The organism is Kaistia algarum (assembly GCF_026343945.1).
GTDB classification, from domain to species: domain Bacteria; phylum Pseudomonadota; class Alphaproteobacteria; order Rhizobiales; family Kaistiaceae; genus Kaistia; species Kaistia algarum.
The window spans coordinates 893,579-912,457 of the sequence record NZ_JAPKNJ010000001.1 but is presented as its reverse complement, the minus strand read 5'-3'; the positions used below and the strand labels follow the sequence as shown (position 1 = coordinate 912,457).

At 65.8% G+C, this 18,879-nt stretch carries 16 protein-coding genes; 13 read left to right on the top strand and 3 right to left on the bottom strand.

Annotated elements, in window-relative coordinates:
* Nucleotides 1-55: 55 nt before the first annotated feature.
* Nucleotides 56-724, bottom strand: a complete 669-nt coding sequence (locus OSH05_RS04455) for a FadR/GntR family transcriptional regulator (protein ID WP_266352056.1) — start codon at nt 722-724, stop codon at nt 56-58.
* Nucleotides 725-942: 218 nt separating this feature from the next.
* Here OSH05_RS04455 and OSH05_RS04450 point away from each other — a divergent pair, with 218 nt between their 5' ends.
* The 6 genes from OSH05_RS04450 to OSH05_RS04425 all read left to right on the top strand — a co-directional run bounded on the left by OSH05_RS04450 (nt 943) and on the right by OSH05_RS04425 (nt 7,883).
* On the top strand, nt 943-1,944 hold the full coding sequence (locus tag OSH05_RS04450; protein ID WP_104217388.1) for a sugar ABC transporter substrate-binding protein: 1,002 nt from the start codon (nt 943-945) through the stop codon (nt 1,942-1,944).
* Between the two features lie 184 nt (nt 1,945-2,128).
* A complete protein-coding gene (locus OSH05_RS04445; protein ID WP_266352055.1) occupies nt 2,129-3,079 on the top strand; it encodes an ABC transporter permease in 951 nt (316 codons plus the stop codon).
* Nucleotides 3,076-4,623, top strand: coding sequence for a sugar ABC transporter ATP-binding protein (locus OSH05_RS04440; RefSeq protein WP_104217390.1), 1,548 nt, complete (start codon nt 3,076-3,078; stop codon nt 4,621-4,623). The genes OSH05_RS04445 and OSH05_RS04440 overlap by 4 nt, the downstream gene beginning before the upstream one ends.
* Complete coding sequence (locus OSH05_RS04435) at nt 4,623-5,630, top strand: ABC transporter permease (RefSeq protein WP_165801444.1); 1,008 nt, start codon at nt 4,623-4,625, stop codon at nt 5,628-5,630. The genes OSH05_RS04440 and OSH05_RS04435 overlap by 1 nt, the downstream gene beginning before the upstream one ends.
* 22 nt (nt 5,631-5,652) lie before the next feature.
* Nucleotides 5,653-6,687, top strand: a complete 1,035-nt coding sequence (locus tag OSH05_RS04430) for a Gfo/Idh/MocA family protein (RefSeq protein ID WP_104217392.1) — start codon at nt 5,653-5,655, stop codon at nt 6,685-6,687.
* Between the two features lie 23 nt (nt 6,688-6,710).
* On the top strand, nt 6,711-7,883 hold the full coding sequence (locus tag OSH05_RS04425; protein ID WP_104217393.1) for an L-rhamnonate dehydratase: 1,173 nt from the start codon (nt 6,711-6,713) through the stop codon (nt 7,881-7,883).
* Between the two features lie 13 nt (nt 7,884-7,896).
* Here OSH05_RS04425 and OSH05_RS04420 read toward each other — a convergent pair whose 3' ends face one another.
* A complete protein-coding gene (locus tag OSH05_RS04420; RefSeq protein WP_104217394.1) occupies nt 7,897-8,898 on the bottom strand; it encodes a substrate-binding domain-containing protein in 1,002 nt (333 codons plus the stop codon).
* Between the two features lie 47 nt (nt 8,899-8,945).
* Entirely contained in the window at nt 8,946-10,337 is a 1,392-nt protein-coding gene (locus OSH05_RS04415; RefSeq protein WP_104217395.1) for an ROK family protein, read from the bottom strand.
* Nucleotides 10,338-10,589: 252 nt separating this feature from the next.
* On the opposite strand from OSH05_RS04415, the gene OSH05_RS04410 reads away from it, so the two are divergent.
* The 7 genes from OSH05_RS04410 (at nt 10,590) to OSH05_RS04380 (ending at nt 18,878) form a co-directional block, all read left to right on the top strand.
* Complete coding sequence (locus OSH05_RS04410; RefSeq protein ID WP_266352054.1) at nt 10,590-11,411, top strand: sugar phosphate isomerase/epimerase family protein; 822 nt, start codon at nt 10,590-10,592, stop codon at nt 11,409-11,411.
* Nucleotides 11,412-11,508: 97 nt separating this feature from the next.
* Nucleotides 11,509-12,585: a substrate-binding domain-containing protein gene (locus OSH05_RS04405; protein WP_266352348.1), complete on the top strand. Its 1,077-nt coding sequence runs from the start codon at nt 11,509-11,511 to the stop codon at nt 12,583-12,585.
* Nucleotides 12,586-12,683: 98 nt separating this feature from the next.
* The gene (locus OSH05_RS04400; protein ID WP_104217397.1) at nt 12,684-13,850 is read left to right on the top strand and encodes a levoglucosan dehydrogenase; all 1,167 of its coding nucleotides are present in this window, start codon (nt 12,684-12,686) and stop codon (nt 13,848-13,850) included.
* A complete protein-coding gene (locus OSH05_RS04395; RefSeq protein ID WP_207778683.1) occupies nt 13,847-15,403 on the top strand; it encodes a sugar ABC transporter ATP-binding protein in 1,557 nt (518 codons plus the stop codon). The genes OSH05_RS04400 and OSH05_RS04395 overlap by 4 nt, the downstream gene beginning before the upstream one ends.
* Nucleotides 15,396-16,379 (top strand): ABC transporter permease, encoded by a 984-nt coding sequence (locus OSH05_RS04390; protein WP_104217398.1) that lies wholly within the window; start codon nt 15,396-15,398, stop codon nt 16,377-16,379. The genes OSH05_RS04395 and OSH05_RS04390 overlap by 8 nt, the downstream gene beginning before the upstream one ends.
* Nucleotides 16,380-16,478: 99 nt before the next feature.
* Complete coding sequence (locus OSH05_RS04385) at nt 16,479-17,663, top strand: glycoside hydrolase family 10 protein (protein ID WP_104217399.1); 1,185 nt, start codon at nt 16,479-16,481, stop codon at nt 17,661-17,663.
* Between the two features lie 210 nt (nt 17,664-17,873).
* The gene (locus tag OSH05_RS04380; protein ID WP_104217400.1) at nt 17,874-18,878 is read left to right on the top strand and encodes an ABC transporter substrate-binding protein; all 1,005 of its coding nucleotides are present in this window, start codon (nt 17,874-17,876) and stop codon (nt 18,876-18,878) included.
* Nucleotide 18,879 lies beyond the last annotated feature (1 nt).

Here is an 18,879-nt window from a genome sequence, read left to right as displayed (position 1 = left end):
TTCATCAGACAAATCTGGACGAAGCCAGTGGTTCCAAAGAAGCTGAAGCTGAAGACTAGGACTTGTCAGACATCCGCTCCTTGGCGCCCTGAAGATGCATCGACATAGCAATGGCCGCGGATTCGGGGTCGCGCTGCTCGATGGCATTCAGAATGCGCGCATGCTCGTCGATGGTGATCTGCTTGATTTCCGGCCGGCCGCTGCCCGATCGCGCGGCTCGAATGGTATTCTGTAGCGCGCCGCCGAGAAACGCCATGAAATCAGCATAATAAGCATTGCCAGTCGCCATGGAGATCTCGTGATGAAAGGCGAGATCGGCGATCACGCCTTCTTCGCTCCAGTCGCTAGTGGCCTCCATGGCGGCGTGGGCCTTACGAATTCTATCCAGATCGTCTTCCGTTCGGCGCGCGGCTGCAAGCCGTGCAGAGGCAAGTTCCAGCGGCTGGCGCAGCTCGAACAGGGCCAGGACGTCGGCGGCGTCGACCAGTTGCTCCCCCAGCTTGAACGAGCGCCGCGTCGCCGAATGCGCAACATAGACGCCGCTTCCCTGCCTGGATGTCACCAGACCATCTGACTTTATGCGGGATATGGCCTCGCGGACGACGGTGCGGCTGACGCCGAACTGGTCGGACAGGCTGTGCTCGGTCGGCAGCTTGGTGCCATAGGCGAAGAAGCCGCTGCGGATTTTCGTGCTGAGATATTGCGCGATTTCGTCCGCCAGCATGCCTCGAACCGGTGGGGCGGACTTGGATTGAGACATCAGAGAACCCCTGCTGTACCGGACTCAGGCTCGCACCCGGCGTGTATCCTGTCTAACAAATTTAGCACCAATGGAGTTGTCTAACAACTTTGAAGGCGTTATGAGTCCCTCCTGTCGGGCGCGGCCTAGCCGGAGGCCCGCATTGCGGACCGGACATTCCGGTTCATCGAAGGGAGGGAACCATGAACGTCACGCGTCGCGCCTTCAATCTGGGGGCTATCCTCGCCGCAGGCACCGTCATTCTGCCCGGTGCCGTTCGCGCCGAGGACGAGAAGACCATCGCCATCATGTTCGACAGCCTGCAGTCGCCCTTCTGGGTGACCGGCTTCGACGTGCTGAAGGAGAAGGCGAAGGCTGCCGGCTACACGCCGCTGGAATCGATTTCGAACCTCGACGACAACAAGCAGTTCGAGCAGGTTCAGTCGATGATCCAGAAGAAGGTCTCCGGCATCATCATCGTGCAGACCGACTCGAAGGCCGTCATCCCCGCGATCCGCGAGGCCAACAAGGCCGGCATCCCGATGGTGCATTTCAACCGCCCGCCGGCCGAGAGCGACGCCAAGTCCTCCGCCGTGCAGGCCGATAACCGCGCCATCATGAAATCGACCGTGCAGGCGCTGGTCGACAAGGCGCGCAAGGCCGGCGGCAAGTACAAGGCGGCGATCCTGATCGGCGATCTTGGCGACCAGAACGCCATCCAGCGCCGTGACGGCTTCTTCGACGTCGTCGACCAGAACAAGGACATCATCGAGGTCGTGGCCCGCATTTCCACCGAGTGGAACCCCGACAAGGCGTTCGCGGACCTGACCAATGCGCTGCAGGCCAATCCCGACATCAATTTCCTCGTGACCTCGTCCGACTTCCTGCTGCCGCAGATCCAGCAGGCGCTCAAGATCGCCGGCAAGTGGAAGAAGACCGGCGAGGAAGGGCATGTGCTGTTCGCGGGCTTCGACGGCGACGAGGGCCAGTACGCGGCGCTCAAGGACGGCTACATGGATGTCGGCGGCGTCCAGAACCTTTTCTATGAGGCTGACCTCGCCATCGGCGCGATCGAGAAGATGAACAAGGGCGAGGACGTGCCGAAGCTCCTGCTCGACCCCGGCTTCGTCATCACGCAGGAAACGCTCGATCAGGACCGTGACAAGATGTGGGGCTATGCGGTCTGGAAGAAGGCCAACGGCTGATCAGCCGATCCCAGGCCGGATGAAAGGGAATGCGGCTCGCTGAGCCGCGTTCCCGGCGGCTCTTGTCTTGCGTCCGCGGCGGGCCGCACACTGCCGCGCCTCTTCTTCCCACGCGTTCTTTCCAACGAGGCCAGTGCACGTCATGTGGCGCTTCCTTCGCCGCCTCCTCACGTCGGAGTATCTGGTGCTGCTGCTCACGGCGCTCTACGTGCTGTGCCTGTGGCCGTTCGCGCCCGAGATCGTCAGCGTCCAGACGGCGCTCGAAGTGGTCATGGCGATGCTGCCGCTGCTGCTGCTCGCGATCGGCCAGACCTTCGTGCTGATCGTCGCCGGCATCGACCTCTCGATCACCTCGACCATGGCGTTCAGCAGCGTCGTCGCCGCGTCGCTGATGACCGGCGATGGCGGCTATCTGGCCGGCAATGCCTTGGCCGTGCCGGTCGCGCTCGTCGCCTTCCTGCTGATCGGGCTCGCGGTCGGCTATGCCAACGGGCTCTGCGTGGTGCGGTTCGGCATGCCGTCCTTCATGGTCACGCTGGTGGCGCAGACCTTTCTCAGCGGCGCCGCGATCTGGTTCACCTCGCTGCACTCGACATCCGTGAGTATCGGCGATCTGCCAGCCGCGTTCTCGGTCATCGGCCGGGGCGGCGTCGCCGGCATTCCCTATGCGCTGATGCTCTGCCTCGTCGTCGCCTTTGCCGCGCACTGGCTGCTCAGCCGCACGACGCTCGGCCGCTGGCTCTATGCCGTCGGCAACAATCCGCGCGCCGCGACCGTTTCAGGCGTGCCGACCGGCCGCGTCATCATCATCGCCTTCGTGCTCGCCGGCTTCTGCGCCGCCCTCGCCTCGATCGTCTATACCAGCCGCCTCGAGACCGGCACGCCGGTGCTCGGCCAGCGCGTGCTGCTCGACGTGATCGGCGCGGCGGTGATCGGCGGCGTCAGCCTCTTCGGCGGGCGCGGCAAGATCTCCTGGGTGATCCTCGGCGTGCTCTTCCTCTCGGTCGTCGACAAGGGCCTGCAACTGCTCGGCCTCTCGCAATCGATCGTCTTCGCGGTCAAGGGCGGCGTCATCCTGCTGGCAGCCATCATCGATGCCCTGCGCAGCCGCATTCTGGTCAGGGTGGCAGCATGAGCTCGGCAAATGACCGCGCGGGCGGCGCCCCGCTTCTCAAGGTCGAAGGCCTGCGCAAGAGCTTCTTCAGCGTCGAGGTGCTGAAGGGCGTCTCCTTCACCCTGGAAGCCGGCAAGGCGCTCGGCGTCATCGGCGAGAACGGCTCCGGCAAGTCGACGACGATGAACATCATCAACGGGCTGCTGCCGCCATCGGCCGGCACGATGGCGATCGACGGCAGGCCTTACGCACCCGCGAACTCGAAAGAGGCCGCGCGCGCCGGCATCGCCTTCATCCACCAGGAACTCAATCTGTTCGAGAATCTCAGCATCGCCGAGAATCTGGCGTTGCGAGCCTTCCCGAGAAAGGTCCGCTGGCTGCCGCAGATCGACAAGGCGCAGATGCGGACGCGGGCGGCCGAATTGCTGCGCCGGGTCGATCTCGACCTGTCGCCGGACATGCTGGTCAACCGCCTCGCGCCCGGCGAGCGGCAGCTCGTCGAGATCGCCAAGGCGCTGTCGGGCGAGGCGCGGATCATCGTCTTCGACGAGCCGACGACGTCGCTGACCTCGCGCGAAGCGGAACGGCTCTTCGCGCTGGTCGGCCAGCTCAAGGCCCGCGGCCTCGGCGTCATCTATATCAGCCACATCCTGGAAGACGTGCTGCGGCTCTGCGACGATGTCGTGACGCTGCGCGACGGCACCATGGTCGACAACCGCCCGGCCGCCGGCGCGACCACCGGCCATCTGATCGAGAGCATGCTCGGGCGGCCGATCGCCGAACTTTTTCCGCCGCGCTCCGCCGCCGCCCCGCGCAAGGAGGTGGCGCTCGACGTGCGCGGCCTGACGCAGCCGGGCATCGTGCATAACCTCGATTTCCGCGTGATGCGCGGCGAGATCGTCGGCATCGCCGGATTGATGGGCTCCGGCCGCTCCGAGACGGCGCGCATCCTGTTCGGGCTCGACCCCGCCCTTTCCGGCACGGTGGCGGTCAACGGCACGGTCATCGGCGCGCGATCGCCGCGCACCTGCATGGCCGCCGGCATGGCCTTCCTGACCGAGGACCGGCGTGGCGACGGGCTGCTGCTGCCCGAGGGCGTGCTGACCAATATCGAGCTCGCCCGGCTGGCGGACCTTCGCTCCAACGCCGCCGCGCCGATCCCGCGGGCCGCGCTCGACCGCGATGCGAGCGAGGCCGCGCGATCGGTCCGCATCAAGGCGCATGACTTGGTGCGCCAGCCAGTGCTCAGCCTCTCAGGCGGCAACCAGCAAAAGGTCGTGCTGGCCAAATGGCTGCTGCGCGAGCCGGCTGTCTTCATTCTCGACGAACCGACCCGCGGCATCGATGTCGGCGCCAAGGCCGAAATTTACGGCCTCGTCCGCCAGTTGGCCGAGCGCGGCACCGGCGTCCTCATCATCTCGTCCGAGGTCGAGGAACTGCTCGGCGTCTGCGACCGGGTGCTGACCATGGCCCATGGCGAGATCGTCGCCGAATTCACCTGGCCGGCTCTCGATCGCGCCGCGATCCTGCGCGCCGCCATGCAAAGGCAAGAGGGAGCCGCGTGATGCAGACGACTTCGACCCGCGCCAGCCTCGCCATCCTGCGTTCGGCCCCTGCCCTGCTGTTCGTGGCGGTCGTGGTGCTTTTCGCGATCCTCGCCCCGCGCTTTCTCGAGGTGCAGAACTTCGCCAACATCCTGACGCAGTCCGCCAATGTGGCGATCGTCGCGGTGGGGATGACCTTCGTGCTGCTCCTGGCCGGCGTCGATCTCTCCGTCGGCGCGGCCATGTATGTCTGCGCCGCCGTGGCCGGGCTCTATTTCAAGGATCTGCCGGCGCCGGCTGCGATGGCGCTGATGACGGCGATCGGAGCCCTGTTCGGCGCCATCAATGCCCTCTTCATCGTCGGTCTCGGCATCGCCGCCTTCGTGGTGACGCTGGCGACGCTCTTCGTCGGCCGCGGCCTGGCGCTGCATCTGTCGCAGACCAAGATGGTCTTTGCCGGCGACCCCGTGCTCACCTTCGGACAGGGCGGCTTCCTCGGCATTTCCTATGCGGTCTGGACCATGGCGGCCGTGCTGCTCGTCGCGCTCTGGGTGCAGCAATGGACGCCCTATGGCCGCTATCTCTATGCGATCGGCGCCGATCGCGACGGCGCCCGCAAGGCCGGCATTCCCGTCCGCCGCGTGGTGTTCGCGACCTATGTGCTGTGCGGCGCGCTCGCCGGCCTCGGCGGCTTCGTCTCGTTCAGCCAGGTCGCCGCCGCCTCGTCCGGCTTCGGCCTGCAGAAGGAGTTCCCGGTCATCGCCGCGGCGGTGCTCGGCGGCACGAGCCTGTTCGGCGGGCGCGGCGGCGTGCTCGGCTCGGTGTTCGGCGCCATCCTGATCCAGACGGTGCAGAACGGCCTCGTCCTGCTCAACGCCAATCCATATCTCTATCCGCTGGTGATCAGCGCCATCATCTTCATCGCCGTGCTGCTCGACAGCCAGCGCACCCGCATCCTCGCCCGCCTGACGCGCCGCCAGATCCGGATCGAGCCCGGCATCGAGGCCCGACGATCCACCGCGACCTGACCGACACCCGGAGACCGCCACCATGACCCATCGTCGCGCCGCCGTGATCGGCTGCGGGTTCTTCTCGCAAAATCACCTGAACGCCTGGAACGACCTTCGCGAACGCGTCAGCATCGTCGCGGTGTGCGATATCGATCGCGCCAAGGCGGAGGCGGCGGCGAAGCGCTTCGGCGTGCCGAAGGCCTACACGAATGTCGACGAGATGCTCGCCAGCGAGTCCCTCGATTTCGTCGATATCGCCACCACCGCCCCGTCGCATCTCGCCCTCGCCGGGGCCTGCGCCGCCCGGGGCGTGCCCGTCATCGTGCAGAAGCCGCTGGCTCCCGACTGGACGGACGCGCGCGCACTCGTCGCGGCGCTCGACCGCGCCGGCCTGCCGATGATGGTGCATGAGAATTTCCGGTTCCAGGCGCCGCTGCTGCGCGCCGCCGAACTGGTGAATTCGGGCGCGATCGGCAAGGTCGTCTGGGGCCGCTTCTCGTTCCGGACAGGTTACGACATCTATGCCGGCCAGCCCTATCTCGCCGAAGTCGAGCGCTTTTCGCTGCTCGATGTCGGCATCCATGTTCTCGACGTCGCGCGCGTCTTCATGGGCGAGGCTGAGACGGTTGCTTGCCGCGCGCAGTCGGTGAGGCCCGGCATCAAGGGCGAGGACCGCGCCACCGTATTGCTGGGGCACGCCGGCGGCGCCACCAGCGTCTGCGAAATCTCTTATGCGAGCCGCCCCGATCCGGATCCGTTTCCCCAGATGGTGATGGAATTGGACGGCGATGCCGGATCGCTGCGTATCGATCCCGGCTACCAGATCGTCTGGACGGATGCCGCCGGTACCCACCGCGAGACGGTCACGCCCGAACCCGTCTCCTGGGGCGCCGAGCCGTGGACGGTCACGCAGGACAGCGTTCGCGCCATTCAGCGCCACTGGCTCGATTGTCTCGATAGCGGCGCGGTTCCGGCGACGTCGGGCCACGACAATCTGAAAACCTTCGCGCTGGTCGAGGCGGCTTACGCGTCGGCCGCGAGCGGACAGACGATCCGGACAACCTTCGTCGACTAAGCGTTGCCGCCCGAGGAAATAGCATGAAGATCAAGAGTATCCGCTCGCGCGTCTTTCGCTGGACCGGCCCCACAGCCGCGCCGCGCAGCAATCTGAGCGCCAGCGCCATGGATGCGCTGAGCGGGCTCGGCGATTCCATGAGTTCCTTCCGCTTTCACGAATGGCTGGTCTGCGAGGTCGAGACCGATGACGGCATCGTCGGCATCGGCAATTGTGCCCTCGCCCCGCGTATCGCCAAGCCGATCATCGACGCCTATCTGGCGCCGCTGGTCATCGGCTGCGATCCGTTCGACGTCGAGGCGATCTGGCAGAAGATGTACCGCTCGACCATCGCCTGGGGCCGCAAGGGAATCGGCATGGCCGCGATTTCGGCGATCGACATCGCCCTCTGGGACATCATGGGCAAGGCCGTCGGCAAGCCCGTATTCAAACTTCTCGGCGGCCGAACCAAGGAGGCGATCCCGGTCTACGCCTCCAAGCTCTACAGCCAGCCGCTCGACAGCCTCGCCGCCGAGGCGAAGCGCTATCTGGATGAAGGCTTCACCATGATGAAGCTGCGCTTCGGCTGGGGACCGCGCGACGGCGCGGCCGGCATGCGCAAGAACATCGACCTGATCCGCACCGTCCGCGAAGTCGTCGGCGACGACGTCGATATCATGATCGAATGCTATATGGGCTGGACCACCGACTATGCCGAGCGGATGCTGCCGCGGCTTGAGGAATTCCGCCCGCGCTGGCTGGAAGAGCCGGTGCTGCCGGACGACATCGCCGGCTATTCTTTCCTGCGCCGCAAGAGCCCGATCCCGATCTCCGGCGGCGAGCATGAGTTCACGCTGTTCGGCTTCAAGCAGCTTCTCGATGCCGAGGCGGTGAGCGTCATCCAGTACGACACCAACCGGGTCGGCGGCATTACGGCGGCGCAGAAGATCAACATGCTGGCCGAGGCCTATCAGGTCCCGGTCATTCCCCATGCTGGCCAGATGCACAATTATCACCTGACCATGGCCAATCTTAACTGCCCGATCTCGGAGTTCTTCCCGGTCAACGAGGTCGAGGTCGGCAACGAGCTGTTCTATTATCTGTTCGAGGGCGATCCGTTGCCTGAGCGCGGCTTCATCAACCTTCGCGACGACGTCCCCGGCCTCGGCATCACACTCTCCGACAAATATCTCTCCTCCTTCGAGGTGATCGAATAGCAACGGCTCCACCTCAGGGATCGCGGCGGGCTCGCAGCAGCCCGGCCGGCGCAGGCGCGTGCCAGACCACCTGATAGGCCTCGACGACATTCGCCTTGGTCACGGGGAAGCCGGGCAGCACGATCCAGGAGGGCAGCTGGCGGCCGATGAGCGCGAGGAGCGCGGCATTGCCGGCGGCCATCCCCTGCTCATAGGGCCGTTGCGCCGCGACGCCCTTGACCGGGCCGCCGGCAGCCAGATGCTGGGCGACTTCCTGGCCGAGATCGACGGTCGTGATCGGCAGTGAGCGACGACGGCCGCGGATGGCGCCGACCGTCTTAACAGCGGGAACGTCCCAGGCGACGAAGATGCCGTCGAGATCGTCGTTTTCGGCCAGAAGCCGGTCGAAGGCCGGGCCGGTTTCCTCGATCGTCTGGAATTTCGCCCGCACCAGCGTCACGTCGGGCCGGTTCTGGTCGATCCATTTGCGGAAGGCGATCTCGCGCTCCTTAGTGGCGAAGAAATCGACGCCATAGGTCAGGATGCCGGCGACGCCTTCCTCCGGGAGATAGGGCGACAGCAATTCGGCCGCGATCGCCCCGAGCCCGAAATTGTCGCAGGAGACGACGCCGGCATAATCCGCGCCCGGGATGAGTCCGGTCGGCGCATTGTCGAGCAGGATCAGTTTCTTGCCGGCATGGGCGACGGCGCGATGGGCCTGGGCCACGACGGCGTTGCCGATCGGAATGCTGATCACCGCATCGACGTTCGTGGCGGCCAGGCGGCGCAATTCGCGGTTCTGCTGGTCGCTGTCGAAGCCGCAATCGGCCACCTCGACCACCGCGGCGCCATGTGAGCCGAGCGCGGTGACGATGCCGGCGAGCTCCTGCCGCGACCAGTCGCTTGTCGTCGTGTGCAGGACGACGGCGAGGTTGAAGCGCCCGGCACGTGCGGCGGCGGCGTCTTCCTCGGTCAGCGCGATGCGATCGGCTGGCGTGGCACGCTCGCCATGCGGTCCGAGGCCTGCGAAACTCATGTCTCCTCCCATCTCATTGGCGTTCGGGCTCTGGCGTCCCGTTGGCTTCACATGCCGGCAGGTGGTGCCGGCGGCGGCGCGGTGAGCCGCTCCGCAATCTTCAGGCGGTGGCGCGCGCGCGCGGCGGCGGCGCGCTCCGTGATCTCCGGCAGCCGTCTGGGCGAGCCATAGGGAATCCAGCGCTGCAACGTCTCGGGGCGGAACAATTCGTCGGCCGCGACTTGCGCCGCGCCGAGGAGACCTGCCGAGCCGCCGATGCGCGAGCGCATGATCCTCAAATCCCGCGTCACCATCGGATGAGCGTCGCGATAGACTGCCTCGCGCACGGCGGCGAGCAAGATGTCGCCTGCCTGCACCATGCCGCCGCCAATGACGATGAGCGAGGGGTTCAAAAGGTTTGCGAAGGGGGCGAGGCTTTCGCCGACCAGTCGGCCGCAGCGAGCGGCGAGATCAGCGCAGAAGGCGTCGCCGAGATGGGCGCCGTTCGCGACATCGGCGGCTGTCACGTCGCCGCTGCGAGCCAGCGCCTCGGCGAGATAGCGGCTCTCGCCGCGCTCGGCCCCGGCGCGGCCGTCTCGGGCGACGGCGTCCGAGCCGACGATCGATTCCAAACAACCGCGCTTCCCGCATCGGCAGATGGCGGCGCTGGTCTCCGACGTCTGGACATGGCCGATCAGTCCGGCCGCTCCCTGGACGCCGCGGTGCAGATGGCCGCCGATGACGATGCCGGCGCCGATGCTGCGGCCAAGCTTGACGTAGAGCATGTCGCTTGCGCCATCGCCGGCCTTGAGTTCGCCGACGGTCATCATCTCCGTGCCGCTGCGGATGAAGGCGAGCGCGCCGGTGCGGTAGGCGAGTTCGGAAGCGAGGTCGAGCGAGGTCCACTCGTCGCCGAGATCCGCCGACGCGGTGGCGGCGCCGGGTTCCACGGGGCCGGGGAGGGCGAGGCCGACGCCCCAGATCCGCTCCTTACCGCCCTGTTCCTCCATCAGCCATAGGAACAGCGTCGTCAGTCGGTCGAGGATGGCGAGAGGGCCGGCGCTGAAATCGGCCGCTTCATGATGCTCGGCCAGAACCTGCCCACGAAGGTCGGCGACGCCGACCGCAATCGAGGAGCGATCGATCGTGGCGACGAGCAGGGCGCCCGCATCGGCACGGAAGGAAAGCCGCTTGGGCGCCCGGCCACCAGTCGAGCGGCCGGTGCCGGCTTCCTCGATCAGTCCCAGCGTGGTGAGGGCGGCCAGTCGGTCGACCACGACGGCGCGGCTGAGGCCCGATGCGGCCTCCAGATCGGGTCGTGTGTTGGCGGTGTCGTCGCGGATCAGCGCCAGCACCTGCGCAAGGCTTGCCGGAGCCGCGTCCAGCGTACGCGGCCGGCCGACGCTGCGCCGGGACGTGGGCTCCACAGCCCCGTCGTCAAGAATCACATCGGTCTTCATCCGCCCGCCGCCTCCTCCGAAGCCGGACCACAGTGCCGCCTAAGCGACTGCCTGACAAGATACTTTTGGAATATTCCGGCAAAAGTAGCTGGCCTTCTGCATGCAAATCGTTTGACCTTGGCGGTGATGAGCGGCAGAAACGCAGCCGGCGGAAGGAGTGCCGCCGGAGGAAAGACTTTCAAAACCAGAGGCTTGGCCGCGACGGGGGACCGTTTCTCGGATCGCTGGCGCCATGCCCGGAGGAAGCGAATTATGGCCGTTCAACTCGCCTATCATGCCAATTGCTGGGGTCCGCTAGGCGGCAATGCGGTGGGCGTCACCTCGATCACACAGCTGACCTACCGCACCTTCGCCGACATGGCCGTCGCGATCCGCGACATCGGCGCGGCTGGCTATGCCGGTACCGAACTCTTCGACGGCAATCTGCTGGACTATGCGGATCGCAAGGCCGATCTGAACGCCGTCCTCGACGGGGCCGGCGTCAAGCTGATCGCCGCTTATTCCGGCGCCAACTTCATCTTCGACGACATTCTGCCGGAAGAACTGGCGCGAATCGAGACCGTCGCGGGCCTTGCCGCCGAACTGGGCGCCATCCATCTCGTGGTCGGCGGCGGCGCCAAGCGCGCCAAGGGCATTCGCCCGGGCGACATCGAGAAGCTCGGCGCCGGCCTCGAACAGGTCGTCGACATCGCCAAGCGGGCCGGCCTTGCTGCTCACTATCATCCGCATCTGTCGACGATCGTCGAAGGGCCGGAAGCGGTGACGGAAATATTCCGCCATACGTCGATCGGCTTCTGCCCCGACACCGCCCATCTCGCGGCGGCCGGTGGCGATCCGGCGGCGCAGGTCCGCGAGTTCAAGGACCGCGTCACCTATGTCCATCTGAAGGGTCTCCAGCGCGAGCCTTTCGCCTTCACCCCGCTCGACGAGAGCGACCTCGACAATGGCGCCGTGATCGCGGCGCTGAAGGAACAGAACTATTCCGGCTGGATCACCGCCGAACTCGACAGCTGGCCGGATCCGAAGGACGGCGCCGAGCGCAGCCGTCGCTTCATCGAGCGTCAACTCGCCTGACTAAACTGCCGGCCGCGTAAGAGGGCGACCGGATCATCCTGGAGGAGCTAAAGCCATGAAAAACCTGAAGAAGGTGGCGATTCTCGCCGCCCTGACGATGTCGGCTGCCTTCGCGGCGCCATCCTTCGCCCAGTCGCCCGACGAGGCGCTGGCCAAGCTCGCGCAGCAGACGCTGAGCAAGGGCCCCAATGGCGAGGAGCCCGTCTCGGCCTCGACCGTCCAGCTCTCCGACGCCGAACTCGGCAAGATCAAGGACATGAAGGCCAAGGCCGCGATCGTCATGCATTATGGCGGCAATGACTGGTCGCAGGCCCAGATCAACGGCCTGAAGACCCAGTTCGCCGCCATGGGCATCGACGTGATCGCCGTGACCGATGCTGGCTTCAACGCCGCCAAGCAGGTCTCCGACATCGAGACCATCATGGCGCAGAAGCCGAACATCATCGTCTCGATCCCGACCGATCCGGCAGCGACCGCCGGCGCCTACAAGGCAGCGGCCGATGCGGGCGTCAAGCTCGTGTTCATGGACAACGTCCCGGCCGGCTTCAAGCCGGGCAAGGACTACGTCTCGGTCGTTTCCGCTGACAATTATGGTAACGGCGTCGCCTCGGCCCACCTGATGGCGAAGTCGCTGGGCGGCAAGGGCGATATCGGCATCGTCTTCCACGCCGCCGATTTCTTCGTTACCAAGCAGCGCTACGAAGCCTTCAAGAAGACGATCCAGGAATCCTATCCGGACATCAAGATCGTCGCTGAGCAGGGCATTGGCGGACCGGACTTCGCCGGTGATGCCGAGAAGGCCGCCTCCGCGATGATGGTCGCCAACCCGACCCTCAAGGGGATCTGGGCCGTGTGGGACGTTCCCGCCGAAGGCGTCATCGCCGCCGCGCGCTCCAACGGCCGCGACGATCTCGTCATCACCACCATCGATCTCGGCGCCAATGTCGCGATCAGCATGGCAAGCGGCGGCTTCGTGAAGGGCCTGGGCGCGCAGCGTCCGTTCGATCAGGGCGTGACCGAGGCGAAGCTCGCCGGCTACGGCCTGCTCGGCAAGGAAGCCCCGGCCTATGTGGCGCTGCCGGCCCTGCCCGTCGAGAAGGCCAATCTGCTCGACGCCTGGCAGCAGGTCTATCACGCCGACGCGCCGGACAGCGTCAAGAGCTCGATGCAGTAAGCCTCGAGCCCAGAAACGGAAGGTCCGTCCCGCCGCATGGCCGGGGCGGACCGATCTTCTCTTTCCAGCGAACCAGCGCTTTTTCAGCGGGTGATGTCATGAAAAAACTCAACGTGGCGATGATCGGCGGCGGCTTCATGGGCAAGGCGCATGCCATGGCCTATGCGGCGATGCCGATGTTCTTCTGGCCGGCGCCCGCCGTTCCCGTCCGCAAGGTCGTGGTCGAAGTTTCGGCCGAGGGCGCGGCGCAGGCCCGCGACCGCTATGGCTTCGAGGAGGCGTCGACCGACTGGCGCGCCGTCGTCGCCCGCCGCGACATCGACGTCGTCGATATCTGCACGCCCAATGACAGCCATGCCGAGATCGCCATCGCGGCCGCGGCGGCCGGCAAGCACATCATCTCCGAGAAGCCGCTGGCCCGCACCGGCGCCGAAGCCAAGACGATGCTCGAAGCCGTCACGGCGGCCAAGGTCGTCCACATGGTCGCCTTCAATTATCGCCGTACGCCGGCCGTGGCGCTCGCCCGCAAATATATCGACGAAGGCCGCATCGGCACGATCCTGAATTTCCGCGGCACCTATCTGCAGGATTGGTCGGCCGATCCGAATTCGCCGCTGTCCTGGCGCTTTCAGAAGGCGGTCGCCGGTTCGGGCGCCGTCGGCGACATCGGCACCCATGTGATCGACCTCGCCCGCTATCTCGTCGGCGAGGTCGCCTCGGTCAACGCGCTCACGCGCACATGGGTCGCGAGCCGTCCCAAGCAGAGTGGCGGTGTCGACAAGCTCGGCGTCGGCGGCGGCGACAAGAATGCCGAACGCGGCGCCGTCGATGTCGACGACGAGATGATGACGATGATCAAGTTCGAGGGCGGTGCCATCGGCTCGATCGAGGCGACGCGCAACGCCTTTGGCCGCAATAACTTCATCACTCTCGAAATCCACGGCACCAAAGGCTCGATCTTCTTCAACTATGAGCGCCGCGACGAGCTGCAGGTGATGTTCGCCGACGATCCGGGCGACGCGCGCGGCTTCCGCACGGTCTATTCCGGTCCGGCCCATCCCTATGGCCCGGCGCTCTGGCCGATCCCGGCTCTCGGCATCGGCTATGGCGAGACCAAGATCATCGAGTGCCATGACTTCTTCCAGGCGATCGTCGACGGCACCCAGCCCTCGCCGAATTTCGAGGATGGCTACAAGATCGCGCTGATCGCCGACGCCATCCTGAAGTCGGGCGAGACCGGCCTCTGGACGGATATCGGGCGATGAGCCCGACCCTCGCGCCGGGCGGCGGCATTGCCGTCGCCATGGACGGCATCGTCAAGACCTATGGCGGCGTGAAGGCTCTGCGCGAGGTGAGCTTCGCGGCCCGCCGCGGCGAGATCCATGCGCTGCTCGGCGAGAACGGCGCGGGAAAATCCACGATCCTCAAGATCCTGCGCGGCGTCGAGACACCCGATGCCGGCACCATCACGGTCGGTGGCGAGAGCCATCCGAGCCTCGATCCGAAGCTCGCCCGCCGTCTGGGCATCGGCATGATCTTCCAGGAGATGAGCCTCGTCCCGACGCTGACCGTGGCGCAGAACATCTTCCTCGCCCATGAGCCGACGACGGCAACCGGCCTCATTGATGATCGGGCCATGCTGGAGCGTTCGGCTGCGATCTTCCAGTCGATGGGCGTCGATGTCGATCCCGCGACGCTGGTCGAGGAGCTTTCGACCGGCCAGCAGCAATTGACGGAAATCGCTAAAGCGCTGTCGCAAGACGCCTCGATCCTGATCCTCGACGAGCCGACCTCGGCACTCACGGCCGGCGAAGTCGATATCCTGTTCGGCCTGCTTCGCCGGCTGAAGGCGGAAGGGCGGGCGATCATCTATGTCTCGCACCGCATGGACGAGATCTTCCGCATCGCCGATGCGGCGACCGTGCTGCGCGACGGGCGGTGGATCGACAGCCGGCCGATCGGCGACTACACGCTCGCCACCCTCATCACCGACATCATGGGCAAGGCCACGCGAGACCTCTCGGAATTCGCGACCGCCTCGACCGCTTCCGGCGAAGTCATGCTCGACGTGCGCGACCTGACGGCGCGCGGCCGGACGAGCGGGGCGAGCTTCCAACTGCATCGCGGCGAGGTCCTCGGCATTGCCGGCCTGCTCGGCTCCGGCCGCAGCCGCCTGGCGCGCATGCTGTTCGGGCTCGAGGCGCCGGCCTCGGGCTCGGTCGCGATGCGCGGCGAGACCGTGGAGATCGGGACGCCGCAGGCCGCCAAGGCGCTGAAGATGGCGCTCGTACCGGAGGATCGCCGCCGCGAGGGGCTCATCCTGCAGCATTCGATCGAAGCCAATATCGAGCTGCCGATCCTGAAGCGGCTCGGCCGCTCGATCTTCGTCGACCGCCTCGCCAGCCGCACGACGACAGAGCAGATCATCCAGCGTCTCGCGATCAAGACCTCCGGTCCCGAGGCACCGGCCAACAGCCTTTCCGGCGGCAATCAGCAGAAAATCGTGATTGGCAAATGGCTCGCCACCGAACCGGACGTGCTGATCCTCGACGAGCCGACCGCCGGCATCGACATCGGCTCGAAAGGCGAGGTGCTGCGTCTCGTGCGCGAGCTGGCGGCGGAGGGGAAGTCCATCCTCTTCATCTCCTCCGAGCTCGCCGAACTCATCGCGGTCTCCGACCGGATCGCCGTGCTTTCTGCCGGACATGTCGTGGACATCGTCGACAAGGCAGCCCTGATCGCCAAGCCGGGCGAGGGTGAACTCGGCGCCGAACAGCGGCTGCAAATGATCCTGCAAAAGGGAGGGCACAATGCCTGACGCCAACGCCTCCACCCTCCCGAGCGGTGGGATTTCGACCTGGTTCCGCCGCACCTGGCGCCAGAACATCATCTATTTCGGCTTCGTCGCGATCTTCATCTTTTTCGCCGCGACTCTGCATGACCGCGGGTTTCTCGATCCGAACAACCTCCTGAACATCCTGCGGCAGACAGCGATCATCGCGGTCATGGCGGTGGCGATGACGCTGGTACTTGCGGCAGGCGAGATCGACCTTTCGGTCGGCGCGGTGGCGGGCCTCGCCTCGGTGACGACGGCGCTCGGCATTGCGGCGGCCGGCCCCGTCGCCGGCGTTGCCGCCGGTCTTGCGACGGGTATCGGCGTCGGCTTGCTGAATGGCTGGCTGTCGACGCGGCTGATGATCCCGACCTTCCTGACGACGCTCGCCATGATGGGCATCGCCAAGGGCGTCGCCATGTGGATCTCCGGCACGGCGGCGATCCCGATCCTCGCCAAGACCTATTCGGCGATCTTTGGCGGCGGCAATCTCGGTCCGGTGCCGAGCCTCGTGATCTGGATGCTGGCGATGGGCATCGTCGGCCACATCCTGCTCAAGCGGACCAAGTTCGGCCGTCAGGTACTGGCCGTCGGCGGCAATGGCACGGCGGCGCGCTATAGCGGCATCGCCACCACTCGCATCAAGATGGGCGTCATCGTCCTCTCCTCCTCGACCGCGGCGATCGCCGGTATGCTCTATGCGGGCCGCCTGCAATCGGGCCGCTTTCAGGTCGGCGAGGGCGACGAGCTATCGGTGATCGCCGCGGCCGTGCTGGGCGGCACCAGCCTGTTCGGCGGACGCGGCACCGTGATCGGCTCGATCTTCGGCGCGCTGATGATCGGCGTCATCAACAATGGCCTCATCCTCTGGGGGCTGGAATACAGCCAGCAGCTGATCGCCCGAGGCGGCATCATTATTCTCGCCGTCGCGATCAGTCAGGCCGGTGCCTCCCGCCGCTGACGATCGCCCGGCGCCCCGGAGCGGGTGGGAAATCCCCGTTCCGGGGCGTTGACAAGATGTCTCCTTGTTCGGACAACTAATCCGAAATCAGGAGGCATCATGCATCTTTCCATGTGGAGCTATCCCTGGGATCTCGACGATCTGGGGATGGACAGGGTGGTCTCGGAACTGAGGGACGGCGCCGGACTCAATACGATCAGCCTGGCGACGTCGTATCATGCCGGCCGCTTCCTCCAGGCGCGCAGTCCCAAGCGAAAAGCCTATTTCCCCGAGGACGGCACGATCTATTTCAAGCCCGATCCGTCCGCCTGGGAGGGCGTGCGGGTCGTGCCGCAGGTCGCCTCGATCGTCGAGGAGCACGACGTGTTGCGCGAACTCGTGCAGCGGCGGGATGCCGGCGGCATGTCGGTTTCCTGCTGGACCGTCTGCCTGCACAATACCCGCATCGGCATGGCCTATCCGGACATCGTCACGCGCAACGCCTTTGGCGACCCGAACTATTACAATCTCTGCCCGTCTCATCCCGACGCCCGCGCCTATGTCCGGGCGGTCGTCGGCGACGTGACGAGGAACTACCGCCCCGACGTGATCGAGCTCGAAAGCCCCTGTTTCATGGGCTTCGCGCATGAATATCATCACGAGAAGGACGGCGTCGGCATGACAGCCGAGGATGATTTCTTGCTCTCGCTTTGCTTCTGCGACGCCTGCATCGACCGCGCGGCGAAGGCCGGCGTCGACGGGCGCAAGGCGCAGGCCACAGTGAAGCGCTGGATCGTCGAGGCCTGCGAGCGCGAGGTGCCAGCGCCGCGCTTCCCCGACTTCCCGGCGGCCGGGCTCGATGTATTCCGCCCGTTCCCCGAACTTCATGACTACCTGACGTGGCGCTTCGAGCCGGTCACGAGCCTCATTGCCGAACTGCGCGAGTCGGCCGATCCGGCGACGAAGGTCTATCTCATCGATCTGAAGGATGGCTGGCTCGGCGGCTGCGATATCGCCGCGATCGGCAAGGTCTGCGACGGCGCGATCCTCTGCTCCTATTTCATGGAAGCGGCGGCGACCGGCGCGCTGATGCGCGAGGGCAGGGCGGCGCTCGGCCCCGACAAGTTTCTAGGCGCGGGCTTCCGCGTCTTCTATCCCGAAATGTCGGGCCCGGAGGAACTGGCGAAGCGCAGCCGCGCGGCGATCGAGGGCGGCGCCAGTGGCATCAACTACTACAATTACGGCCTGATCCCGCAAAAGCGCCTCGCTTGGGTGCGCAGCGCGGTCGAGGACTTGAGGGGCTGAACGCCCGCCGTCGCGGAGCCGGCCTCTTCTCCAACCCGCCCCTGGAGGGCGGGTTAAGGGAAGTCCGCTCCTCCTTGCCCAACAAGCAGACGCTTTCCACAACGCCCACAAATCAAGCACTGCCAACTTGACTCCTTGTATGGACAAGTTAGCATCTCGGGTGCTGAAGGCTGCCATAGGGCCGCGCGCAAACAGCTAGAGGGTTTGAAGATGAACAAGGGAATTCGGACACTCGTCTCCGCCGCCGTGCTGACGGCCGGACTGACGAGCGCGGCCTTCGCGGCCGAGAAGAAATATACGATCGGCTACGATAACTATTTCATGGGCAACAGCTGGTCGGTCCAGCTCGCGGCCGAGTTCAAGGCCGAAGCCGAGAAGCACAAGGACCAGGTCGACGTCGTCTATGTCGAATCGGCTGGCGACACGCAGAAGCAGATCGCCAATATCGAAGACCTGATCACCAAGAAGGTCGACGCGATCATCACGACGCCGACTTCGCCGACCGCGCTGATCCCGGCGCTGAAGAAGGCGCGGGCGGCCGGCATCAAGGTCATCCTGCTCGCCTCAACCATCAAGTCGCAGGACTATGACGCGCTCGTCACCGTCGACGACGTCGCCTTCGGCCGCGCCGGCGCCGAGTGGCTGGTCAAGCAGCTGAACGGCAAGGGCGACATCATCGTCCTGAACGGCATCGCTGGCCTCTCGACCAGCGACGACCGCTTCAAGGGCGCGAAGGAAGTCTTCGACAAATATCCGGACATCAAGATCGTCGCGGCCGTCAACGCGTCGTGGGATTATGCGCAGGGCAAGCAGGCCGTCTCGAACCTCCTCGCCGCCAACCCAAAGATCGACGGCGTCTGGTCGCAGGGCGGCGCGATGACGCTCGGCGCGATCGATGCCTTCGAGGCGGCGCAGCGTCCGCTCGTGCCGATGACCGGCGAGGACAATAACGGCTATCTGAAGCGCTGGAAGGCGCTCGAGGGCAAGGGTTTCGATTCGATCGGCACGTCCAAGCCGACCTGGCTCGGCTCCGAGGCGCTGATCGTCACGATCAAGCTCCTGAACGGCGAGAAGGTCGAAAAGGACATGATCCTGCCGGTTCCGACCATCACCGCGGCCGACCTCGACAAGTTCGTGAAGCCGGAACTGTCGGATTCCTTCTGGGCCGGCACGCGCCTCACCGACGACCAGGTCAAGGCGATCTTCGCCAACTGAC